Below are 23367 nucleotides of genomic sequence, written 5' to 3'. Positions count from 1 at the left end.
AAAAGCGTTTAAAAACAACGTCTTTTTCAGTCTCGATCACCGTTCCGGTGACCCCGAGAAGGACGCGCATTATATGGCGCCAATCTCGTTTGGCAAGCTCTTTTTTGAGAGCTTTTTTCAGGCTTGGAAAGCAGCTTTAACAGCGACACTTCCAACCCCGAAGGATCTACCCGAGACCCCGGTCGAACACTCAGCAAGTGCGCTTGGCGACCTTGCTTGAGGGCGCGCATTATAGCGAGCTCTCCGACCTCGGCAAGCACTTTTTGAAATTCTTTTTCAGAGAAAAACTCTTTGAAAATCAATCGGTTATCTTACCTTCTCGCCGCGCTTTGGGTTGCCCCTGCAGCGGTGAGGGCGCGAACTATACGAGCCGGCCTGAGACCGCGCAAGTACTTTTATGACAAAACTGTAAAAAAGATTTTTCGCGCCCCTCCCTGTTCACATTTCAATCAGGAAGCCAGGTAAAACAGGTGATACTTCTTCTTGCCGAGGCGAACAATGAAGTACTTACCGTGCATGGCATTCGCTGCGGCAAATACACTCGCGGGATCACCGTTGCTCTCCATGCCAACACCCACGCCATTGACCAGCACAGCATTTCGACCAAGTGCATCTTTTACTGGCTTGCCGGAGGGCGCCATTCCCGCATCCACCAACAACTGAATCAGGCTTTGTTCGCCATATTCAACCGGAAGCGCGGAACTGGGCAGGCCATCCAAACGCAGCTGCTCCAGATCGCCTTCCGACAACTCCTCGATTCCACCAGAGAAAAGCGCCTGCGAGATGCGCTCGGCAGCCGCCAAACCTTCATCCCCGTGTACCAGGCGTGTCACCTCTTTGGCCAGAACACCCTGGGCCTCCGGGCGGCCCGCGCGCTCGGCGTCCGCCTTTTCGAGCTCATCGATGGCGTCCACACTCAGGAAGGTGAAATAACGCAGGAACTTGTACACATCTGCGTCGGCCGTATTCAGCCAGAACTGGTAGAAAGCGTAAGGCGACGTGCGCTGCGTATCCAGCCAGATGGTACCGCTCTCGGTTTTACCAAACTTGGTACCATCCGACTTAGTAACCAGCGGCAGGGTAAGGCCGAACACCTTGCCGCGATGTTGGCGACGGGCGAGATCCACACCACCGGTAATATTGCCCCACTGATCCGAGCCGCCAATCTGCAAGGTGCAGCTGTGGCGCTTATACAGTTCGGAGAAGTCCATGGACTGCAACAAGATGTATGCGAACTCAGTAAACGAGATACCCTCGCCTTCACGCTGAATCCGCTGCTTCACGGACTCCTTGTTCACCATATTGTTAATAGAGAAGTGCTTGCCCACATCCCGCAGGAAGTCCAGCACATTCAGGTCTTTGGTCCAATCCAGGTTATTGACGACCAGGGCGCCATTGTCCCCGGCATCGAAATCGACAAAGGCACTGACCTGGCGCTTGATTTTCTCCACCCAACCGGAGACGACCTCGGGCGTATTCAGGGAGCGCTCCTGGGCTTTGAAGGATGGGTCGCCAATCAGGCCGGTTGCGCCGCCAACCAGCGCAATGGGTTTATGTCCTGCCGCCTGAAACCTCTTGAGTGTCAGCAGCGGGACTAAACTCCCTATGTGAAGGGAATCCGCAGTAGGATCAAAGCCGCAATAAAGTGTACGACTCGCTTCTGCCAGGTGCTTTTCCAGTTCGCCGTCACCGGTGGCCTGATTGACCAGCCCGCGACGCGTGAGATCTTCCAGCAGTGTCGTATCCACTCCGGCCATGGTATCCCCTTGCGGTAAGTTCAGGTGTGCTCAAATGAGTCCGCCAGACAGAAGGGTCTGGCGGCGAAAAATTGGGCTGCAAATGTACCGAATCCTGCGGCAAATACAAGCATTGGCGGGACTTTGGGCTCTCCAGGACTATCGCGCACCGACTGTAGTAAATAGTTGCTTGTCAGAGGAACTGAATCATGGACAGACAGGTCAATTACCCCGTGAACCACGGCGGGAATTTTGTTATAAAGTCGCCCCGGTGTTCGTTTTTTAGGCACAGCCTGCAAAGCCTGGGCCGGAACCCGATAACAATGACTGTCAGCGCAACCCCTGTATAACACCATGCAAGATCATCGCAAAAACCCCCGCCTGCTAGGCGCCATGGGGAAGCATTTCCCCCGCACACACGCCCTCGCAGCCGGCGCCGCCAGCTTCGCGCTTGCTCTGACACTGTTTATTTCCCCGCCGGAAGTAGAGGCCAAGCGCACTGCGCTGCCGGTGTCGCTCAGCGCCCCGGAAGAAGCCCCAGTCATCGCCGAAGCCGTCGCCGAGCCGGAAGTTAACGCGCCAGCGAGTGTCATGGAGGGACTGCGAGTCGTACAGGAAACTGTGCGCAACGGTGACACCCTCTCTGACCTGTTCCAGCGTGCCGGCATCAGCAGTGCAGAAATGTACCAGCTGTTAGCCAGCGGCAAAGAAGCCAAGCAATTGGCGAAGCTGGTACCCGGTGAGGAGCTGACCTTCCAGATTAATGGCGAGGGCAGCCTGCAAACTCTGGAGCTGCATCGCGATCGCCTGAGCAAGGTGGAATTCAGCCGCGACAGCTCCGACGAATACAAGTATGCGCTGCACCAGCGCCAGCCCGACAGTTACACTGCCTTCCGCCAGGCCGAGATCCAAAGCTCACTGTTTGTCGATGGCAGCAAGGCAGGACTGAGCAACAACCTGATCATGGAAATGGCGGACATCTTTGGCTCCGATATCGACTTCGCCCTGGATATCCGCAAGGGCGACAGCTTCAGCGTGGTATTCAACGAAGAGTTCCTGGACGGGGAGAAAATCGGTAACGGCGCCATCCAGGCGGTGACCTTTACCAACCAAGGCAAAACCTTCAGTGCGGTGCGCTATACCGACAGCAACGGCGACACCAACTATTTCACCCCGGACGGCAAGAGTATGCGCAAGGCGTTTATCCGCACCCCGGTGGATATTGGCCGCATCAGCTCCCACTTCAACCCGCGCCGCCTGCACCCGATCTTCAAAACGCGCCGCCCCCACAACGGCACGGATTACGCCGCCCCGCGGGGCACCCCGGTGTACTCCGCCGGTGATGGCCGCGTGATCAAGGCCGGTTACAGCAAAGCCAACGGCAACTATGTGTTCGTACAGCACGGTGAGCGCTACATCACCCGCTACCTGCACCTGAACAAGCGCAGCGTTAAACGTGGACAGCGCGTCAAGCAGCGCCAGGTAATCGGAACCGTAGGATCCACCGGCTATGCCACAGGCCCCCACCTGCACTATGAATTCCTGGTGGATGGCCACCACCGCAACCCGGCGACCATTGTGCGCCAGTTGCCGAAGGCGAAAGCCATTCCCTCCGCGGAAATGGCCCGCTTCCAGGCCCAGACGCAACCGCTGATCGCCCAGCTGGAGCGCTTCGGACAACCAGCACTGGCCCAGAACCAGGACGAGAGTGACGAAACAAAGGATTCCGTAAACTGAATGACGGACCTTTACGTAGGCCTGATGTCCGGCACCAGCATCGACTGTATCGATGCGGTGCTGGTGGAGTTTTCGGATTCCGACGGCGCACTCCACTGCAAGACCGTGGCAGCACTGGGACACCCCATCAACTCGGAAATGCGCGAGTCAATCCTAGCACTTTGCGCCCCGGGCCCATCGGAGCTTGATCGCGCGGGGCAACTGGATCGCCTGCTGGGGCAAGAATTTGCCGATGCCACCCTGGCGGTTCTACGCGAGGCCGGCGTCCAGCCGACTGCGGTAACCGCCATAGGCAGCCACGGCCAAACGGTGCGGCACCGCCCCCCGGGCTCAGTTTCCACCCCTTTCTCTCTCCAGCTCGGAGACCCGAACACCATTGCTGCAGTGACCGGCATTACCACCGTCGCCGACTTCCGACGTCGGGATATGGCCCTGGGTGGCCAGGGTGCACCGCTGATGCCAGCGTTTCACAATGCCGTATTCCGCGCCGACCGGGACAGAGCTGTAGTCAATATCGGTGGCATGGCAAACATTACCGAGCTGTCGGCCGACGGCGGTGTGCGTGGCTACGATACAGGCCCGGGCAATGCCCTGCTGGATTACTGGGTCAAGCTGCACCGCGGCAAAGCTTACGATGCCGACGGTGGCTGGGCCGCCAGTGGCAGGCCGCATCCGGAGCTACTGAACCGCTTGATGGCCGATCCATTCTTCAGTGCGCCAGCACCGAAAAGTACTGGCCGAGAGGCATTCAATCCCAGCTGGTTGGAGCGCGCCTGCGCCGGGTTGGAACTGGCACCGGTCGATGTTCAGGCCACTCTGGCGGAAGTAACCGCAGCCTCCATTGCCGACGGGGTGCACGAATTTGCCCCCGGTGGCGAACTGCTGATTTGCGGTGGCGGTGCCCGCAACCAGGACCTGATGGAGAGACTGCGCCGACGATTGCCTACCTGGTCGGTCGCGGCAACGGATCAATACGGTATCGATGCGGATTGGGTGGAAGGCGCAGGATTCGCGTGGCTGGCACGACAGACGATAATGGGGCTTAGCGGAAACTGCCCCGCCGTAACCGGCGCGGAGAAGGAAACCATACTGGGTGGTATCTTCCCGGCTTAGGCACAGCCGGGATACGGCGAGAAGGGCGATTCAGGCGCGATACCCGGACAGGCACAATGGCTACTTCCGGGTATCCAGCCAGGGCGGGCTCAGATAGAGAAGGACGAACCGCAGCCGCAGGTCGATGAGGCATTGGGGTTCTGGATCACAAAACGGGAGCCGGAAAGTCCCTCTTCATAATCCACGCTGGCGCCGACCAGATAGGGATAACTCATGGCATCGACCAGCACCTGAATCCCGTCTTTCTCGACCACAGCGTCATCTTCGGCTACCAGCTCATCAAAGGTAAAACCGTACTGAAAACCAGAGCAGCCGCCACCGGTCACAAACACGCGCAGCTTCAGCTCAGGATTGCCTTCCTCTTCCAGCAACCCCTTCACCTTGGCAACAGCCTTTTCGGTCACCTGGACCGGATCGGGAGAAAAGGAAACAGCTTCAGACATAGATCACTCTCGAGACAGGTTCGCAACCCGCAAGCAGGTTGCCCACTTCCGGATTGGCCGTGGCGCGGGCGCATTATGGGTAAAACCCAGCAAACAGGTCAAGTATTGCCAAATTTGCCAGGTTTCACCAATTGCCCCCGATAAAAGGGCTTTACTCAGCCTCTACGGTCTCTTCAGAGTAGCCAAGCATACGGGGCTCGCCCGCAGTATCGACTTCTACGTTGGACACCAGTGAACCGTTGACCTGGGCACCCTTGACCATCTCGATCAGCTTGTAGTGCACATTGCCTTCCACAATCGCCTTGGAAGCCAGTTCCAGGTGGCCGCTGGCGTGAACGTCACCTTTCACATTGCCGTTCACCACGACATTCGGCACACGAATTTCGCCCTCGATCACACCGCCGTCAACGATTTGCAGACGGGCATCGCTGTCACTGTGCGCGCAAACATTGCCGTTCACCCGACCTTCAACCACCAGGTTGCCGCGAAAGTGCAGGTCGCCGGTCACTTCGGTATGACGGGCGATCAGGGTCGTATTGTTGCCACCAGTGTTAGCCATAGTTTTCTCTTTTTTCTTCAACATAATTCAACCAAAACCTCATGAATAGAGTGGAGCCTGGTAACTCCTGTGAAGCAATGCTGCGCTTCCTGTTGTCAAAAACCCAGTCAGAAACTCAGCTCTGCTGCACCAGCCAGCCATAACGCTGGTCAATACTGAACCCATTGCGTTTGCTGGATTTGAGCGACAATTCCACACCTTCCGGCACAAAACCTTCCGGCAACTGCAGCTCTCCCTCGATATTCTGGAAATACTTGAACCGCAGGGGGATGGATTCACTCTCCACCTGCTGCGACAGATCTGCCAGCGCATAGCGCCGCAGCTCGCCATCAACCTGGCCAACGATAGTGAACTGTACCGCGCCGGTTACCACCTGATGGCGGGCCGCGGACTGCTGCACCAATAATTTGTACTGGTAACGACGCTCGCCGGCCTCGGAAATACTGAAGCGGCCGATGGATACCCCATCGCTCCCTTCGGAGGGCGCCATAATGCCGCGATAGAAGGAAATCTCCTGGCGCAGCTCCGCGATCTGGTTTTCCTTGGCAACCAGCTCGCTGCGTACCGACTCACTGGCCTGCTCACCGATGGTCACCGATTGCTCGGCGGTCGCCGCCCTCACCCGCAATGCCTCTATTTCGGCCTTGAGGCGATCCACCTCGTCCAGGGATTTAGCGTAGGCGCGGGTCTTTTCATCCAGGTTTTTGCTCAACTGATACTGACCGGCAAAGTAGGCGCCGGCACTGGTCGATAGCACCAGCAGGGTCACCCCCAGCACAGAAAAAACGCCGTGGAAGGGCCTGTGGGCCACCACCTTCATGCGGTACTGTTTGCTGCCTTTTACTTTGCGCGCCATGGGATCAGGAAAAGCTCTTTATTCGGTGTCGTGTATTTTGTTTTTTAGTGCTGTGCCAGATTCTAAGGCAGCAGTGCCGGGCTCTCCAGCCCCTGGTTCTCATTTAGGCCAAACATGATGTTCATGTTCTGCACCGCTTGTGCGGATGCGCCTTTCGCCAGGTTATCGATGACCGAGAGAACCACAACGGTATCGCGCTCCTGGGGCCGCAAAACAGCGATTCGGCACACATTGGTGCCGCGCACACTGCGGGTCTGAGGATGGCTGCCCGTCGGCATCACATCGACAAAGGGCTCGGACTGATAACGCTGTTCAAATAACTGCTGTAGCGCCTCTTGGGTAGCCTTCGCATCACCAGCGGACTTCAGTTTCGCGTAGAGCGTCGCGTGGATACCGCGCACCATGGGCAGCAAGTGTGGGACAAAGGTCAGCCCCACCTCGGCGCCCGCAGCCAAGCCCAGCCCCTGTTCGATTTCCGGCAAATGGCGGTGACCGGACGCGGCGTAGGCACGGAAGCTGTCGTTGTTCTCGGCAAACAGCAGGTCCGTCTTGCCCTGACGGCCGGCGCCACTGGCGCCGCTGGCCGCATTGGCGATCAATCCTTTCGGCTCAACCAGGCCCGCCTCCAGCAGAGGAATAAAGCCCAATTGAATGGCCGTGGGGTAACAACCCGGGCAGGCGATCAGCTGCGCTTCGGCAATCTGCGCGCGGTTCACTTCCGGCAGAGCGTACACCGCCTGCGCCGCCAGTTCCGGGCAGGCGTGCTGCTGGCCGTACCACTGTTCCCAGGCGGGGATGTCCTTCAGGCGGAAATCCGCGGACAGGTCGATCACGCGCACGCCGCGGGCAATCAACTCCGGCACCTGAGCCTGGGCAACGCCGTGGGGCGTGGCAAAAAACACCACATCACACTGGGCCAGCTGATCCACATCCGGGGCACTGAATTTCAAGTCATAGTGACCGCGCAGGCTCGGGAAGAGTTCCGCCACTGGGGTGCCAGCTTCGGCGCGGGAGGTGATCGCAGCCACCTCTACCTGGGCATGGCCCGACAGCAGGCGCAGTAATTCCACGCCCGTGTACCCCGTTCCACCTACGATTGCCGCTTTGATGACGCTCACTGTGACTCCTCGCTGTCCTCTGTCCTTGCACTGCGGTTTGCGGACCATCGCCGGGATCTGTTGGCTGGCGTCGGCCCCTGTATACTGAGCCGTGCACTCTACCATAAGCTACCGAATTTAAAGGACTAACCGTGCGGTTTCGCCAGCAGCCAGACTCCCAATCATCCGCCTATGCACGCTTACGCCGCGGGGGATTGCTGGGGCTCCGCAGCGGTGTACTGAGCAGGGTGCAATTGCAGCTGTCTGCCCAGAACGCCCTGTCACTGCTGATACTGCTGGCGCTGGTCATCGGTATCTGCGCAGGTCTGGTGGTGATCGGCTTTCGGCAAATCAGTGAAGGCCCCGCCATTCTCTACCTGCCACAGCTCGAAGACTTCGAATCCCTACCGTCCCTCTGGCGTTTCCTGCTACCCGTCTGTGGCGCCCTGGTGCTCGGCCTGATTTTCCACTGGGTGGCCCCCTCGGGCCGCCCTACCGGTGTGGTACACGTGCTGGATCGCTTGCACAACCACCAGGGCCGAATGCCAATGAAAAACGCAGCATTGCAGTTTTTTGCCGGCTCCCTGGCACTCCTCAGCGGCCAGTCCATCGGCCGCGAAGGCCCGTCGGTGCACCTGGGTGCGGCCAGCGGCAGTTGGGTTGCGCAGCGTTTGCGGCTACCGAACAATTCGGCACGCACCATGCTGGCCTGCGGGGTCGCTGCGGCCATTGCCGCCTCCTTTAACACACCGTTGGCTGGCGTGATCTTCGCCATGGAAGTGGTGATGCTGGAGTACACGGTGAGTGGGTTCCTGCCGGTGATGATTGCCGCGGTCAGCGGCAGTGCGGCGACGCGCCTGGCGTTCGGCCACCAGGCCGCCTTCAGCGTGCCCGCCACCCAGCTGCAGTCCCTTGCAGAGCTTCCCATCCTGTTCTGTTGCGCACTGGTTATCGGCGCACTGGCATCAATATTTATTATCAGCCAGCGCCACCTGGTGCCGCTGCAACAGAAGCACTCGCCGCTGATTCGATTGCCCGCTGCCGGCATCGCCACCGGTATCCTCGCGCTGTGGGTCCCGGAAATCCTCGGCGCCGGCTACGACACGCTGGAACTAACGATGCTCGGACAGCTGGGTACCGTCGCTCTGATTGCGATCGCACTCGCCAAACTGACCGCCACCGCACTCGCTACCGGGCTGGGAATTCCCGGTGGCGTTATCGGACCCAGCCTCATTCTGGGCGCCTGTATTGGCGGGGCTGCGGGGCACCTGGCCAACCTGTGGCTGGGTGCCGCCACCGCCAGCCCCGGGCTCTATGCTATGGTGGGCATGGCGGCAATGATGGCGGCACTGCTGAATGCCCCCCTTGCGGCACTGCTCGCCATACTTGAGCTGACCTACAACCCCAACGTGCTGTTTCCGGGGATGATGACCATCGTCGTTGCCTGCCTGGTCAGCCGCCAGTTCTTTTCCACCGACGGTATTTATCAAGAGTCCCTGCGCGCCCTGGGGAAAAGCGGCACGCCCAGCTGGCGCGCGCAAATGCTTAACCGGGTGGGCGTTGCCAGCGTGATGGAAAAAGCCGTAGTGGTTACGCCACAACTCCTGGACAAAGCGCAGGCAGAAAGACTGATTGAGCAACAGCCGGCCTGGCTGCTGGTGGGTGGAGAAGGAACACCCCAGGCGCTGCGCACCGCGGACCTGGCGAACTTTTTACAGCGCCCGAAAACAGAAGAGTCCGACGAACCGACCCAGGAAGAAGCGCCGGAAGAAAAGATCGACCTGCTGCGCCTGCCCGGGGAACGCCTGCAGCTGGCCCCACTGAGCTGGCGCGCGACCCTGCTGGAAGCCCAGCAGCAATTGGACCTGCGAGGTGCTGACGCCCTCTATATCGGACGCGATTACGATCAGGGTAACCCCGGTGTACTGGACAGCGAAGTGGCGGGTATCATCCTGCCACAGCATATCGAACACTATTACCGGCAGTAGTTGTCCGTAGATAGTTGCCCGAAACGGATGTTCGACACTGGCCAAGTGCGCAACACACGCAATCAATACATAACCGGATAGGTATCCGGATAAGGAGCTTCAATGCTTTGGGTCAAAGCTTTCCACATTGTTTCCATGGTCTGCTGGTTTGCAGCGCTGTTCTATCTCCCCCGCCTGTTTGTCTACCACGTTGATGCCACCGACGCCCTGAGCAAAGACCGCTTCAATATCATGGAGCGCCGGCTGTACCGGGGCATTGCCACCCCATCAATGATTGCCACCATCGTATTTGGTATCTGGCTGATTCATATCAATTACTCCTACAACCCGGACTACTTCAAGACCTCGGGCTGGCTGCACGCCAAACTCACCCTGGTCGTGCTGTTGATCGGCTACCACCATATCTGCGGCAGCTATGTGAAAAAGTTTGCGGCTGGTACCAACACCAAAAGCGGACGCTATTTCCGTATCTTCAATGAGCTTCCGGTATTGGCACTGATCGCGATCGTGATTCTCGCGGTGGTGAAACCCTTCTGACCCAACATTTGTTGCCGCGACAATTCGCATTTTTGCGAAGTGGGGCGCCTTCAGCAACCGAGGGGGCAGCGTCGTCCCCTTGATCAGGGCTAGAATAAAACCACCGTTCAGGCAAAGTACCTACAGCTAGGGGAAAGTGCCCACAGCCGGGAAAAGAGCCCACAGCCAGGGAAGTGCACACAGCATCATGGATACGCGCCAGCCCATTGTTCTCACCGTTACCCACCACGACCCCAGTGGCAGCGCCGGCATTGCCGCCGATACCGAAACCGCCGCCAGCCTCGGCTGTCACTGCACCTCGGTGGTATCCGCCATCACGGTTGGCGACACCCGGGATCTGGCAGGGGTAGCGCCGGTAGACGAGAGCCTGCTGATTGAGCAGGCGCGCGCGGTGCTGGAAGATATGCCGGTTGCGGCGATTAAAATCGGCTATCTGGGTTCCGTGGAAAATGTGCACGCCCTGCACAGTGTGTTGCGCGACTACCCTGACATCCCCCTGATTATCGATCCCGACGCCACCCTGGCGGATAAAGAAAGCCTGCTGGCACCGCCGCTGTGGCGGGCCATGTGCGACCTGCTACTGCCCCTGGCCACACTGGTGGCCCCCAATCGACGGGAAGCCCGCGCCATGGCCGGGGAGGCCGATGTACACGATGCCCAGGCCCAGGAACTGCTGGAAAGCGGCTGTAGCTACCTGCTGCTCACCGGTGTCCCGGCCTGCGATCAGCAACTGGAAAACAGGCTCTACGACGTGCGCGGGCTGGTACGGGAATTCCGCTGGCAGCGCCTGCCACCGGCGGCCTATGGTGCCTGTGGCACACTGACCACCGCCATTGCGTGTCACATTGCCCACGGCCTGACCATGCTGGAGGCCGTCAACCGCAGCCAGCAGTTCACCTGGAGCGCCATTGCCGACAGCCGCCGCCTGGGCATGGGCCGCCCGGTGCCCAATCGCCTCTTCTGGACCAAGAAAGACTGAGCCGCAGGCACGACTGAACCATAAAAATTCTGCGCAATCCGCCACGCCGTTTGCGACCGCAGGCGGCGGTGAAGATAATAGCGCGCAGCAATCAACCCTTTCGCTTCCCTTCCCTTAATTTCAACCCAGTATCTGTACCCTATGAGCAAATCCGAATCCCTTTTTGCCGAAGCCCAGAAGGTCATCCCCGGTGGCGTCAATTCACCCGTGCGCGCTTTCCGCGCGGTGGGTGGAACCCCGATATTTATCGAGCGCGCCGCCGGCGCCTATCTGTATGACGCCGACGAAAAGCAATACATCGACTATGTGCAGTCCTGGGGCCCGATGGTGCTGGGTCACGCGCACCCGGATGTGATCGACGCGGTGGTAGAACAAGCCCAGTCCGGCCTCAGCTTCGGCGCGCCCACCGAGCTGGAAACCGAGCTGGCGGAAGAGCTGTGCCGCCTGTGGCCGAACATGGACCTGGTGCGCTTCGTCAACTCCGGCACCGAAGCCACCATGAGCGCCATCCGCCTGGCGCGTGGCCACACCGGCCGCGACAAGATCGTCAAATTTGAAGGCTGCTACCACGGCCACTCCGACTCCCTGCTGGTAAAAGCAGGCTCCGGTGCCCTGACCATGGGTGTGCCCTCTTCTCCCGGCGTGCCGGCGGCCCTGGCCGATCACACCATTACCCTGACCTACAACGATATCGAGGGTGTGAAAAAGTGCTTTGCGGAGATCGGCGACCAGATTGCCTGCATCATCGTTGAGCCGGTTGCGGGCAATATGAACTGCATCCCGCCGGTAGCGGGCTTCCTGGAAACATTGCGGGAAGTGTGTGATCAATCCGGTGCGGTACTGATCCTGGACGAGGTAATGACGGGCTTCCGCGTGAGCCTGACTGGCGCCCAGGGCTACTACGGTATCGACGCCGACATCACCACGCTCGGCAAAGTGATCGGTGGCGGTATGCCGGTGGGTGCCTTCGGCGGCAAGCGCGGGATCATGGAAAAGATCGCGCCACTGGGCCCGGTGTACCAGGCTGGCACCTTGTCGGGCAATCCCATGGCGATGGTCGCCGGCCTCGAAACCCTGCAACTGATCCAGGAGCCGGGCCTGTACGAGCAACTCACCGCCAATACTGACCGTCTGGTAGAAGGCATTCTGAGTGCGGCAAAAGAAGCAGGTATTCCGCTGACCGCCAACAAGGTGGGCAGCATGTTCGGCTTCTTCTTTACCGATGCGGAACAGGTGACCAACTACCAGCAGGTAATGGCCTGCGACACCGAGCGTTTCAACCGTTTCTTCCACGGCATGCTGGATGAGGGGGTCTACCTGGCGCCGGCCTCCTACGAAGCCGGCTTTATGTCCGCCGCCCACAGCGACGAGGACATCGACAACACCATCGCCGCCGCGCGCCGGGTGTTTGCCAGACTCTCCTGACGAGCTTTCCTGACGAGCTTTCCTGACAAGCCCTTCTGACAAACTCTTCTGACAACCCCCAGGGCAAACTCTACTGATTTGCCCTGGGGGGACTCGCCCCATAAAATGTATACATTTCTCTCAAGGTATACATTTTATGGAGCAGATCGCCCAGCGCTCCCTGTTAGCCGATACCACCCTGTCAGCGATCAGCGCCGGCTTTGCCGCGGTGCTGGTGGGTTTTGCCAGTTCCGTGGCAATCGTGTTGCAGGCTGCAGCCGCCGCTGGCGCCAGTGAGACACAGATGGTCTCCTGGATCGGCGCCCTCGGCCTGGGCATGGGACTCACCTGCATCGGTTTTTCCTGGTACTACCGGGCGCCGGTGGTGACGGCCTGGTCCACGCCCGGTGCGGCACTGCTGATAACCAGTTTGCACGGTGTTTCACTGGCCGAAGCGGTGGGGGCCTTTATGTTCTGTGCACTGCTGACCCTGATACTGGGAGTTTCCGGCGCCTTCGAGCGCATCATGCAGCGGGTACCCCTGCCTATTGCCAGCGCCATGCTGGCCGGCATCCTGATGCAGTTCGGATTATCGATTTTCACCTCATTGCAGGCAAAGCCGCTGCTGGTGGGCGCCATGTTCGCCACTTACCTGATCGGGCGTCGCTGGCTGCCACGCTTCGGCATCCTGCTGGTACTGGCGGTGGGATTTTCCGCCAGCTGGCTGCTGGGAGAAGTGCACACTGAACAACTGGCCTGGTCCCTCGGGCGACTGCAGTGGATCGCGCCGGAATTCAACCTTCAAGTACTGCTCGGTGTGGGCCTGCCGCTGTTCATCGTCACCATGACTTCACAGAACATACCCGGGGTCGCCACTCTGCGCGCCAGTAGTTATTCGCAGGTGTCGGTATCCCCGGTGATCGGCGGCACCGGGCTGATGTCTCTGCTGCTGGCCCCCTGCGGTGGCTTTGCCTTTAATCTCGCGGCCATCTCCGCGGCCATCTGTACCGGTCCCGAGGCACACCCGGATCCATCGCGCCGCTATACCGCAGGTATTGCGGCCGGTGTTTTCTATCTGCTGGCGGGATTGTTTGGCGCCAGCGTGGTGGCGCTGTTTGCCGCACTGCCCCAGGCCATGATCGCCGGTGTCGCCGGGCTCGCACTGATCGGTGTCATCGGTTCCAGTCTCGCCGGCGCCACTGCCGACCCGCACCACCGCGAAGCCGCGCTGGTCACCCTGCTGATTACTGCGTCCGGGGTCAGTTTCTTCGGTATCGGCTCTGCCTTCTGGGGTCTTTTGTGTGGCCTCGGTTGCCACCTGCTTCTGAGCAAGAATATGTCGCGGAGAGACTAAGAGACTAAGAGGCCAAATGGAGGCCAAATGGATCTTTACCAACAGTTAAAAGCGGACCTGCAACAGGGCCACTTCGCCCCCGGCACCGTACTGAAGCAGACGCTACTGGCCGAGCTCTATGGTGTGAGCAGGATTCCGGTAAGGGATGCGCTCGCCCGCCTCAAAAGTGAAGGCTGGCTCACCGCGCACGGCAAGCGCGGCCTGGCCGTGCCGCAGTTCGACCCGCAGGAAGCGGAAGATCTGTACCTGATGCGCATGCGCCTGGAACCATTGCTCCAAGAGCTGGCCGCGCCGAACCTGAACCGCGAAACCCTGGGCCGGGCGCGGGATATTCTGGATGCGATGGAGGCGTCACCAGCACTCGGGGCGGCAGAGATTGGCGCACTCAACTGGCAGTTCCACACCTGCCTCTACCGCGCGGCCGAGCGCCCTACCCTGTTTGCCGCAGTGGAGCAGCTGCACCGTCAGTGCGAGCGGTATATTGGCTACCAATCCCGCAGCCTCGACTATCAGGCCACCAGTCAGGGGGAACACTATCAGCTGCTGGATTTTCTGGAGCGGGGCGAGAGCGCAGCGGCGGTAGCCCTGCTTGAACAGCATATTGCCCGCGCCGGGCGCGCCCTGGTTGAACACCTGTCGCGCAGCTGACAAGCCCCCGTTCCCGCAGGAACCAGGAACAGGCGGTGATCAACGGATGCGCGCGTTTTGCTATGATTGCCGCCAGCTAGGGGCCGGCCAGGTGCCAGCCTGCAGATCCGCTGCCCCACCAACGACCTAACCTTGTTTCTATTTCCAGCCGGAGTGACCACCCATGAGTATCAGTCTTCAGCGCGGCGCCTATCCCAACACCCGCCTCCGCCGCCTGCGCGCCCAGGATTTTTCCCGCCGCCTGGTACGAGAGCATCAGCTCAGCTGCGACGATCTGATACTGCCGCTGTTCGTGATCGAGGGCCGCGGTGAAACCCAACGGGTTGCCTCCATGCCCGGCGTCGAGCGCCTGAGCGTCGACCTGCTGGCCCGAAAAGCCAAGGAACTGGTCGCCCTGGGGATTCCCGCCGTGGCCCTGTTCCCGGTAGTGGATGCCGCGCACAAATCCGACGATGCCCGCGCCGCCTATGATGCCGACGGCCTGGCCCAGCGCGCGGTGCGCGCACTAAAAGACGCGGCGCCGGAGCTGGGTGTCATTACCGATGTCGCCCTGGACCCCTTCACCAGCCACGGCCAGGACGGGCTGATGGACGACAATGGCTACATCGTCAATGACGACACCGTCGAGGTCCTGGTACAGCAGGCACTGTCCCACGCCGCTGCCGGTGCGGATATGGTGGCCCCCTCTGACATGATGGACGGACGCATCGGCGCCATCCGCACGGCGCTGGAGCGGGACGGACACGTGAACACCCTGATCATGTCCTACGCCGCCAAATACGCCTCGGCCTATTACGGGCCTTTCCGCGATGCCGTGGGCTCCGCCGGCAACCTGAAAGGCGGCAACAAGTTCAGCTACCAGATGGATCCGGCCAATGGCGACGAGGCGCTGCACGAATGTGCCCTGGACATCCAGGAAGGCGCCGACATGATCATGGTGAAGCCGGGCATGCCCTACCTGGATATTGTGCGGCGGGTAAAAGACGAACTGCGCGTACCAACCTTCGCCTATCAGGTCAGCGGAGAGTACGCGATGCACTGCGCGGCTTTTGAAAATGGCTGGCTGAACCGTGAGCAGGTGATTCTGGAATCCCTGATCGCATTCAAGCGCGCGGGCGCCGACGGTGTTTTGACGTACTTCGCGGAAGAGGCGGCAAAATTGATTCAGGCGGGCTGACCCCGCCCTCAATTACCGTCACACCAGACGCAGCACCAGGCGGCGGGACGTCAACCGCCCGAACCGCCAGGCGCTGCGGGCACCAGCTGCAGTGTCCCCAGCCGGGCACTGCCGGCAGCGGCCCGCACCACCAGGGTTTGCGGACCCGCTGCAAGGTGCACGACGGCAGAGTGGCGCGACGGCGATTGCTCTGCCAACGGCGCCGGGTCGCCATCGTTTAACCAGAACTCCAGCGCCAGCGGACTGCCGGTCTCATCCAGCAGAGCCTCCAATACATAGCTCCCCGCGTGCTGCACTTCCAGGGTGTAACGCAGCCACTCCCCCGAATCCAGCTCTACCAGATTGCTGCCGGATGCTCCGGCACCGATATCTACTCCATCATTGCGATAGCGGCGCCCGCGGTTCCACGGTGTGCGCTCGCCGCCGGTGCTGACGTGGTAATTGGCCGTGTCATGATCGAGGTAGGCGATGCCGGGGCGCCCAAGGTCGTAGTCCACCGCGGCGATGACACCCCCGGCCTCGCGGTCGACACTGTGGGGGCGATATGCCCGCGGGCTGCGATCTCCGGGCTGGCGCAACATGGCATCGACCACATCCCGGTGCACTTCGGCGTGCTCATAGCGAATATCCACCTCGGCCAGCTGCATCAGCGCCGCGTAAGCTGCTTCCGCGGTCGGCCGCGGACCTTCCCCTTTCCAGTAGTTCACCAGGTCTTGAAAGCCGGGATTGGGGTGTACTTCCAGTGGGTTATTGAAGCCGATTTTTTTCAGCGGCCAGAACGCCCAGCCTATCTCCTCGGACTCCACCAGCTCAATGGCGTCGGCAAACCAGGCATTGGAGTTCTCGCCGGACTCCCCGAGCCACAGGGGCACCCGGTATTGGTCCCGCAGCGCCAACATACTGGCGATGCTCTCCCGGTTATTGTCGTTCCAGTACTTGTGGAAACTCACCACCAGGTTGTCGTCCCAGGGCGGCATCACGCCGGCATAGTTATTCCCCCAGCAGTTGCCCTCGATGATGAGCATGTGCTCCCGGTCCACCTCGCGGATTGCCGCAGTGATCTCCATCATCAGTGTGCGCAACGGCTCGTTGCCCTTCTCTGCACAACCGTGCGGGTCATCGGTGCCGGCAAAGCCCCAGTTCGGCTCGTTAATCAGATCGTAAGCCGCAATGGCCGGCTCATTTTTATACCGTGCCGCCAGTTTGCGCCACAGGGCGACGGTCTTGGCGCGATTGGCGGGGCTGTCCCACAGGGAGGGGAGCTCCGGGTTGCGGTCGGAAATGGCGAAGTCGTTACCCTGGCCGCCAGGTGCGGCGTGCAAATCGAGGATCAGATAGAGATTATATTTTTTACACCAGGCGAGCAGCTGGTCGGTGAGCGCGAAACCGGTTTCCAGCCAGGTGTTCTGCCCGGGTACTGGCTCCTGTTCTACCGGCAGCGTGAACAGGTTGAAATGCATCGGCAGGCGCACGGAGTTATAGCCCCACGCCGCCATAGCCCGAATATCCTCTTCCCGCACCTGATTGGCTCGCCAGGCACGATAGAAATTCTCCGTTTTTTCCTCGCCGATCAAGGCCCGGATATGTTCACGGATCACATGCTGCTGGCCGAGGTTGCCCAGGCCCAGCATGTAGCCTTCCTGCAGCATCCAGCCCCCGAGCCCCATCCCCCGCAGCAGTAGCGGCTCGCCGTCGGCATCGACGATGGCGGTGCCCTCGGCGCGCACATAGCCGTCTGCCTGCACGTTACTGGCGAACAAAACCGCCAAAGCGATTGCGAATAAAGTGTGTATTGCCTGTTTCGGCATCTGGGCCCCCTTTGATCGACCTTATTGGTCAGGGCCCATTGACGCACACTCCCCCGGAGCACTTCGTCCCACTTGCGGGCAGAGCGCAAGCTGACACGGGGCAGCAAAACGGGACCACAAAAAAACCGGCACAAGCCGGTTAAGTTTTACGCACTCGCGATATCCAGTTCCTAGCCAGGGCTGCTTGCCTGTCTTCTCCAGCACTCGCTTGCCGGTTTCAGCGCGTGCTTCACACGATATTGCGCGCGACACACTTGGCGATCAACTGACCCGAGTTGCGGCACCCGGCCTTGCGCAGAATATTTTTGCGATGATTCTTCACCGTGTGCGTGGAGATACTCAGTCGATCGGCGATATCCCCGCTGGTCGCCCCCACCGCAATCAGCGCCAGGACTTCTTTTTCCCGACGGCTGAACAGAGCGGCCGGACTGGAGTCCGCAGCCTCACTGACCGAGGGCAGCTCCCCCGGTAAATCCCTGCTCACCTCTGATCCCTCAAGGGTACCACTGGTCTCATTGTCCCCCACCAGAAGCACCCGAAAACCTGCCCCCAACATCGTATCTCCCCCCATTAAATTCCCAATTACCCCCAGCCGCAGTGACCTTCCCCAGAACGGGACGCTTTAGAGCCAACTGCTGGCGGGAATTTAGCTAGGAAGAGGGGTTGCGGTCTTTGAAAGCTTTTGAATCCTTGTGAAACCCCCGATTTACGGGGGCTGCAGGGAACCGGGCAGCTCCTGGAGGAGATTAGGGAAGAGAGGTTTTCCCCTCGGGTTCGGCGCCCGATTGACGCTCAAGCAAAGGCAAAACCAGCTGGTAAAGTTCCTCGGAGGTCACTGCCACGCCGTTGCCACCCCGCTGACGCACCAGCTGTCGCTGGGATTCCGACGGCATGATGGTATACAGAAAGTACGGGGTTTGATTCTGCTTGCCTCGGATACGCTCCATCAGTTTGAAGCCGGCCAACGGCTCGTCCCCGCGCCCCATGTCGGAGATCACCGCGTCGTAGCGGTACATGGACAATAGCACCAGTGCGTCTTCCGTATTGGTCGCAATATAGACCGCAACTCCCTGAGATTCGAAATAGCTGCGCTCGGCAATATTGTTGTCCGGGTTGTCGTCCACCCACAGGAGGCGACCGCGCACGTTGGGCGCCTCACCGATCACCAGCGGCACGCCTTCGCTGGGAATCCTGCGCGCGGTAATCAGGTACACCGTCAGGGCGGTGATTAGCAACAATACCCCCAATCCAGCCAGAGTCCGCCAGTAGGAGAGACCGGGCCGCGCTGCTGCGGCACTGTCGGGGGCGGGAGCGGGTGCAGGGGCGGGAGGTTGCTCCGAGAGCTCTGGAGTAGCGGCCCCGCCCTCCATTTCGGGGAGCGGCTCCGGGGGCATGGCCACGTCGGGCCTGTCAGGTAGGGGTAATTCCTCCGCCGCGGGCTCTGCCAACGGCTGCATCCGCTCGGCCAGTTCCGGCGACAGCCGATAACCGCGGCCATGCAGTGTCTGGATCAGCGGCCCCTGATAGCCCTGCTCGCGAAACCACTTGCGGGTGTCGGACACCAGGCGACCCAGGGACCAGTGCGATACCACCGTATTTGGCCACAGCTGGTCGAGGAGAAACTGGCGCTCGCAACAGTCGGGATAGGCCCCGATTAGAAGGGAAAGTAGGTGTAACTGGCGGGCATCTGCGTCCAACGCAGCGCCGCCAGCAGTGAGGTGCCACTGCCCGGTATCGAGTATGAATTTATCAAAGCCGTACTGCATGGGTCACAGGTTTGTGAAATAAGAATCACTTTCGCCGTGAATTATGACCGATTCAGTACCAATGACGCCATAGTCTGTTGTTTACGGCCACTGGTCATCCTGCTGGGGCGGCCAGGGCTGCGCATCCTCAACCGGCGCTCCGCGGCGGCGATCATCCTCACGCTGAAGCTCTTGTTCTCGTTCAAGCTCCTCTCTCTGCAGGCGCTCCTCAAGAACCCGGCGCTCTTCCTGGGCGCGGCGCTCCTCCTCGAGGTAGCGCTGCTCCTGAATACGGCCGGACTCCTCCAGGCGTCGCAGGCGCTCCGCTTCCGTCTGTGGCACCGCCTCTTCCCGGATGCGGTCGTCGCGCTGCTGGGGAATCGACTGGGGCTGCTCCCGCTGCAACTGTTCGCGCAGCTCCTGCTCCCGCTGTCGCTGCAGTTGCTCGCGGCGTTGCTGCTCGGGGTCGATACCCCAGCCCGGGGTCATATCCTCCCGTGGCGCCACGTCTTTCTCTTCCTCGCGGTCAAACCAGTTGCGGAACCAGCCGCGACTCTGGCAGCGGGGGTCGGTTTCCAGCCGGCTTTCCACCGACACCGGAATCTCGCGCCCGCCCTGGCAATTGCGCGGATCCATATACTCGCCTTTCTCATTGACCGGCTTCCACTCCACACCGCGCGGTGCCTGGATTCGGCCGTGGCGGTGGGGCAGCTTGCGCATGATCTCGGTCCACACACTGAGGGCGCCGGTGGCACCGGTGAGACTGGTGCGCTCGTTGTCATCCCGGCCCAGCCATACCACCGCTGTCACTCCCGGGCTAAAACCGGCAAACCAGCTGTCGCGATAGTTGTTGGTAGTGCCGGTCTTACCGGCAAAGGGCACACTGTTGGGCAGGCGGCGATAGGCGCTCTTGCCGGTACCCTCGCGCATCACCTGTTCCATGCCGTAGCGCAGCAGGTAGATGGGCACCTCATCCACTCCGCGATTGGATTTGGGCCTAAAACGCTGCACCTGATTACCATCGGCGTCGGATACAGCCAGCAGGGTGCGCGGCTCCACGTGTTCCCCCCCATTGGCAAAAGTCTGGTACATGCCCGCCACTTCAAACGGGGTCATTTCCACCGCCCCCAGAAACAGAGACGGCAACCGCGGCAGGCTGGCCTGGACTCCCAGGCGACGAATGGTCTGGCGCACATTTTCTATGCCCAGTTCCAGACCCAGGCGCGCGGTGGCCTGATTGTAGGAACGCGACAGGGCGACATACAGCGGCACCTGGCCGTGACTGCGGTTATTGAAGTTGGCCGGCATCCACACCTGGCCATCCTGGGTCACCTCACGAATGGGCGCATCGTCGATCAGGGTGCCAAGGTTGTATTCATGGGTGCGCTCCAGCGCGGTGAGATACACCGCCGGCTTGATCAGAGAACCCACCTGGCGACGCGCCTCCAAAGCGCGGTTGAATCCCGGATAGTGGGGGCGGCGGTCCCCCACCATGGCCAGCACATTGCCGCTGACATTTTCCAGAATCACCGTGGCCCCCTGCAGGGAATCCGCTTTGATACCGCGATCCTTTTCCAGCTTGTCCGCGCCCTGGCTGATGGCGTCTTCCGCCAGCTGCTGCACCGAGGGAGACAGTGTGGTGTATACCCGCAGGCCCGCGGTGCGCAATTCCTCAACGGAGTAATAGGGGCGCAACTCTTCCAGAAGACGCTCGGTAAAGGCGGGATAGGGATTCTGTGCCGCCGCGCCGGCAGCCGCCACTTCCAGCGGTTTTTTGCGCAGGCGGTCGTACTGTTCCTGGGTGATCAGCTTCTGCTCCAGCATCACATCCAGCACCGTATTGCGCCGCTCCAGCGCCCGCTCCGGATTGCGCCAGGGGTTGTAGTAGGAAGCGCCCTTGGCCAACCCCACCAGTAGTGCAATCTGGTGCGGTTCCAGCTGGGCGAGAGGCTTCTGGAAATAGAATTCCGACGCCAGGCCGAAGCCGTAAATGGCACGACTGCCCTGCTGCCCCAGCCAGACTTCGTTGATGTATTCCTGCAGTATGTACGCCTTGTCGTAATGGACCTCCATCAGGATGGCCATCAGAGCTTCATTGAATTTGCGCCACAGGCTGGGCTTGTGGTCAAAGAAGATGTTCTTCACCAGCTGCTGGGTGATGGTGGATCCACCCTGTACCACGCCGCCGGCCTTGAAATTGGCCACCATGGCGCGGGCTATGCCCCGGGGTGACACCCCGAAGTGATGCACAAAGTCCTGGTCCTCCACCGCAATCAGGGTGGCCCCCAGCAACGGTGGTATCTCCTCTACGCGCACCGGCGTACGGTCGTCGCCACCGCCGAGCAGGGTGCCGATGGGTGCCGCGTCGAGACGGAACTCTTTGAGACTGCCGCCAGCCTCGTCGCGCAGCCCGGTCAGCTCGTCATTGCGCAGACGGAAGCGGACCTTGGCGGCAGCTTCGCGCTTGTCGGCGTGGATAAAGTCGCGCCGCCACACCAGGTATTCCATGCCGTCGCGCTGCCACTGCCCCGGTTCTTCCACCGCCGGGACTTTTTTGTAATTGAGCGCGGCAAACTCCGACTCCAGCTCGTCCGGGCGCATGACCATACCCGAGTGCAGGACCAGCGGGCGCGCGTAGACCCGCGCCGGCAGCTGGTACTGGCGGCTGTCGAGGCGCTCGCGCAGCTGCACGTCCAGCCACACCATATAGCCGGCGAGCAGCAGCACTCCCAGCAGAGCCAGCAGACTGAGGCGCTTGATCCAGCGGCGCAGCCTTCCGGAACTGCTTCTTCGGCCTTTTGTGTTACTACTTGTGTTATTCCGGCGCTTGGTTGATGCCATATCGCTTCAAATAAACTCTTTGTTCTAAAGGAAATCGGCCGGGTAGCACAGGCACACCCTCGCCTTTTTATAGCCAGCTTTTATAAGGTCAGCTTGGCACAAGTCAAACCCGGCGGGTCATTTCCCGCCGCCGCTGCAAACTTGCACTTGACCGTCTGGCCGCCATAATGCCCCGGCGCCCGCCCGATGCGGGCCCGAGTTTGTAAACTGCTTTTGCATACTCACCTGAATACAGACGCCCGAATACAGCGGCTAGCCGCAACGGCCCCCTCAAGAAACCCCACGGAAATCACTATGCACCAGTACGACCTCTACGGCATCGGCGCCGCTCTCCTCGATACCGAAATTGAAGTCACCGACAGTGACCTGCAAGACCTGGGCGTCGACAAGGGAGTTATGACACTGGTGGACGACAGCCGTCAGCAACAGCTGGTAGACGACCTCAAAAACCACCTTGTCACAGCGAGCCACGCCTGTGGCGGTTCCGGCGCCAATACCGTGATCGCTGCCAGCTACTTTGGCCTCGATACCTTTTATTCCTGTAAGGTCGCCGCCGATGATAATGGCGATTTCTATCGCGACAACCTCGCCGCCGCCGGCGTCGCCTATCCCGCAGTGCTGCAGAACGCCGATGCAGGTACCACCGGTAAATGCCTGGTACTGATTACCCCGGATGCCGAGCGCAGTATGAATACCTTTCTCGGTATCAGCGCGGAGCTTTCCACCGCAGAACTGGACAGCAGTGCCCTGAGCCAGTCCCGCTGGGCCTATATCGAAGGCTATCTGGTCTCCTCCCCCACCGGCCGCGCCGCAGCCATTGCCCTGCGCGAGCAGGCGGAAGCCAGCGGCGTAAAAACCGCCCTGAGCCTATCCGACCCCATGATGGTGCAACTGTTCCACGATGGCCTGAAAGAAATGCTCGGCAACGGGGTTGACCTGCTGTTCTGTAACCGCGATGAAGCCCTGCAGTTCTGCGGTACCCAGTCCCTGGAAGAGGCGGCTCAAACCCTGCGCAATTACTGCAATGCCTTCGCCATCACCCTGGGTGCGGACGGCGCGCTGCTGTGGGACGGCGAACAGGAAGTTCGCGTCGCGGCGCCGAGCATCAAGGCGATCGACACCAATGGCGCAGGCGATATGTTTGCCGGCGCCTTCCTGTACGGCATAAACCGCGACATGGGATTTGCGGAGGCGGGAGAGTTGGCCTGCAGGGCTGCGGCACAGGTAGTGAGCCAGTACGGTCCGAGATTGCGCGCGGAACAACATCAGGCGCTGCTGGCCCAGTCTGCCAAGGCATAACGACAAGGGCCCGCGAAAAAGCGGGCCCGTTTCACCAGAGCACTAA

Annotated in this window: 20 protein-coding genes; 11 read left to right on the top strand and 9 right to left on the bottom strand. The window is 60.6% G+C overall.

Annotation, left to right across the window (positions count from 1 at the left end):
• A partial coding sequence (locus M0G74_RS17570) for a hypothetical protein (RefSeq protein ID WP_248220034.1) occupies positions 1-220 on the top strand: 220 nt, incomplete at its 5' end.
• A gap of 229 nt (positions 221-449) precedes the next feature.
• Here the strand turns inward: M0G74_RS17570 and tyrS are convergent.
• A complete protein-coding gene (tyrS, locus tag M0G74_RS17565; RefSeq protein ID WP_248220033.1) occupies positions 450-1757 on the bottom strand; it encodes a tyrosine--tRNA ligase in 1308 nt (435 codons plus the stop codon).
• A 333-nt stretch (positions 1758-2090) separates the two neighbouring features.
• Here tyrS and M0G74_RS17560 point away from each other — a divergent pair, with 333 nt between their 5' ends.
• On the top strand, positions 2091-3473 hold the full coding sequence (locus M0G74_RS17560) for a peptidoglycan DD-metalloendopeptidase family protein (RefSeq protein ID WP_248220031.1): 1383 nt from the start codon (positions 2091-2093) through the stop codon (positions 3471-3473).
• Positions 3474-4586: an anhydro-N-acetylmuramic acid kinase gene (locus M0G74_RS17555; protein WP_160151432.1), complete on the top strand. Its 1113-nt coding sequence runs from the start codon at positions 3474-3476 to the stop codon at positions 4584-4586.
• 89 nt (positions 4587-4675) lie between these two features.
• On the opposite strand, the gene erpA is transcribed toward M0G74_RS17555, so the two are convergent.
• The 4 genes from erpA to argC all read right to left on the bottom strand — a co-directional run bounded on the left by erpA (position 4676) and on the right by argC (position 7610).
• A complete protein-coding gene (erpA, locus tag M0G74_RS17550) occupies positions 4676-5029 on the bottom strand; it encodes an iron-sulfur cluster insertion protein ErpA (RefSeq protein ID WP_160151433.1) in 354 nt (117 codons plus the stop codon).
• 151 nt (positions 5030-5180) lie between these two features.
• On the bottom strand, positions 5181-5588 hold the full coding sequence (locus M0G74_RS17545; RefSeq protein ID WP_236250482.1) for a polymer-forming cytoskeletal protein: 408 nt from the start codon (positions 5586-5588) through the stop codon (positions 5181-5183).
• A gap of 115 nt (positions 5589-5703) precedes the next feature.
• Positions 5704-6444 carry a DUF6776 family protein gene (locus M0G74_RS17540; RefSeq protein ID WP_160151435.1) on the bottom strand — a complete coding sequence of 247 codons (741 nt, stop codon included), beginning with the start codon at positions 6442-6444 and terminating at the stop codon, positions 5704-5706.
• 62 nt (positions 6445-6506) lie between these two features.
• The gene (gene argC / locus M0G74_RS17535; RefSeq protein WP_248220029.1) at positions 6507-7610 is read right to left on the bottom strand and encodes an N-acetyl-gamma-glutamyl-phosphate reductase; all 1104 of its coding nucleotides are present in this window, start codon (positions 7608-7610) and stop codon (positions 6507-6509) included.
• Between the two features lie 83 nt (positions 7611-7693).
• Here argC and M0G74_RS17530 point away from each other — a divergent pair, with 83 nt between their 5' ends.
• The 7 genes from M0G74_RS17530 to hemB all read left to right on the top strand — a co-directional run bounded on the left by M0G74_RS17530 (position 7694) and on the right by hemB (position 15628).
• Positions 7694-9529, top strand: a complete 1836-nt coding sequence (locus M0G74_RS17530; RefSeq protein ID WP_248220027.1) for a chloride channel protein — start codon at positions 7694-7696, stop codon at positions 9527-9529.
• Between the two features lie 102 nt (positions 9530-9631).
• Positions 9632-10066: a protoporphyrinogen oxidase HemJ gene (hemJ, locus tag M0G74_RS17525; protein WP_160151438.1), complete on the top strand. Its 435-nt coding sequence runs from the start codon at positions 9632-9634 to the stop codon at positions 10064-10066.
• Between the two features lie 187 nt (positions 10067-10253).
• On the top strand, positions 10254-11045 hold the full coding sequence (locus M0G74_RS17520) for a hydroxymethylpyrimidine/phosphomethylpyrimidine kinase (RefSeq protein WP_248220024.1): 792 nt from the start codon (positions 10254-10256) through the stop codon (positions 11043-11045).
• 141 nt (positions 11046-11186) lie between these two features.
• Positions 11187-12470 (top strand): glutamate-1-semialdehyde 2,1-aminomutase, encoded by a 1284-nt coding sequence (hemL, locus tag M0G74_RS17515; protein WP_248220022.1) that lies wholly within the window; start codon positions 11187-11189, stop codon positions 12468-12470.
• Positions 12471-12606: 136 nt separating this feature from the next.
• Positions 12607-13803 carry a benzoate/H(+) symporter BenE family transporter gene (locus M0G74_RS17510; RefSeq protein ID WP_248220020.1) on the top strand — a complete coding sequence of 399 codons (1197 nt, stop codon included), beginning with the start codon at positions 12607-12609 and terminating at the stop codon, positions 13801-13803.
• A gap of 27 nt (positions 13804-13830) precedes the next feature.
• A complete protein-coding gene (locus M0G74_RS17505; protein ID WP_248220019.1) occupies positions 13831-14451 on the top strand; it encodes a GntR family transcriptional regulator in 621 nt (206 codons plus the stop codon).
• A gap of 163 nt (positions 14452-14614) precedes the next feature.
• Entirely contained in the window at positions 14615-15628 is a 1014-nt protein-coding gene (hemB, locus tag M0G74_RS17500; RefSeq protein ID WP_248220017.1) for a porphobilinogen synthase, read from the top strand.
• Between the two features lie 50 nt (positions 15629-15678).
• Here hemB and M0G74_RS17495 read toward each other — a convergent pair whose 3' ends face one another.
• From M0G74_RS17495 to mrcB, 4 genes are all read right to left on the bottom strand, one after another.
• Positions 15679-17436 (bottom strand): cellulase family glycosylhydrolase, encoded by a 1758-nt coding sequence (locus M0G74_RS17495; protein WP_248220014.1) that lies wholly within the window; start codon positions 17434-17436, stop codon positions 15679-15681.
• A 229-nt stretch (positions 17437-17665) separates the two neighbouring features.
• Positions 17666-17992: a helix-turn-helix transcriptional regulator gene (locus M0G74_RS17490; protein WP_248220012.1), complete on the bottom strand. Its 327-nt coding sequence runs from the start codon at positions 17990-17992 to the stop codon at positions 17666-17668.
• 190 nt (positions 17993-18182) lie between these two features.
• Positions 18183-19202 (bottom strand): response regulator, encoded by a 1020-nt coding sequence (locus M0G74_RS17485; RefSeq protein WP_248220010.1) that lies wholly within the window; start codon positions 19200-19202, stop codon positions 18183-18185.
• Between the two features lie 81 nt (positions 19203-19283).
• Positions 19284-22022, bottom strand: coding sequence for a penicillin-binding protein 1B (mrcB, locus tag M0G74_RS17480; protein WP_248220008.1), 2739 nt, complete (start codon positions 22020-22022; stop codon positions 19284-19286).
• Between the two features lie 294 nt (positions 22023-22316).
• Here mrcB and M0G74_RS17475 point away from each other — a divergent pair, with 294 nt between their 5' ends.
• Positions 22317-23321 (top strand): adenosine kinase, encoded by a 1005-nt coding sequence (locus M0G74_RS17475; protein WP_248220006.1) that lies wholly within the window; start codon positions 22317-22319, stop codon positions 23319-23321.
• Positions 23322-23367 lie beyond the last annotated feature (46 nt).

This window comes from Microbulbifer sp. CAU 1566, from assembly GCF_023156515.1.
Classification (GTDB): Bacteria; Pseudomonadota; Gammaproteobacteria; order Pseudomonadales; family Cellvibrionaceae; genus Microbulbifer.
Note: the sequence above shows the minus strand (reverse complement) of the source record. Positions and strands in the feature narration are given on the sequence as shown.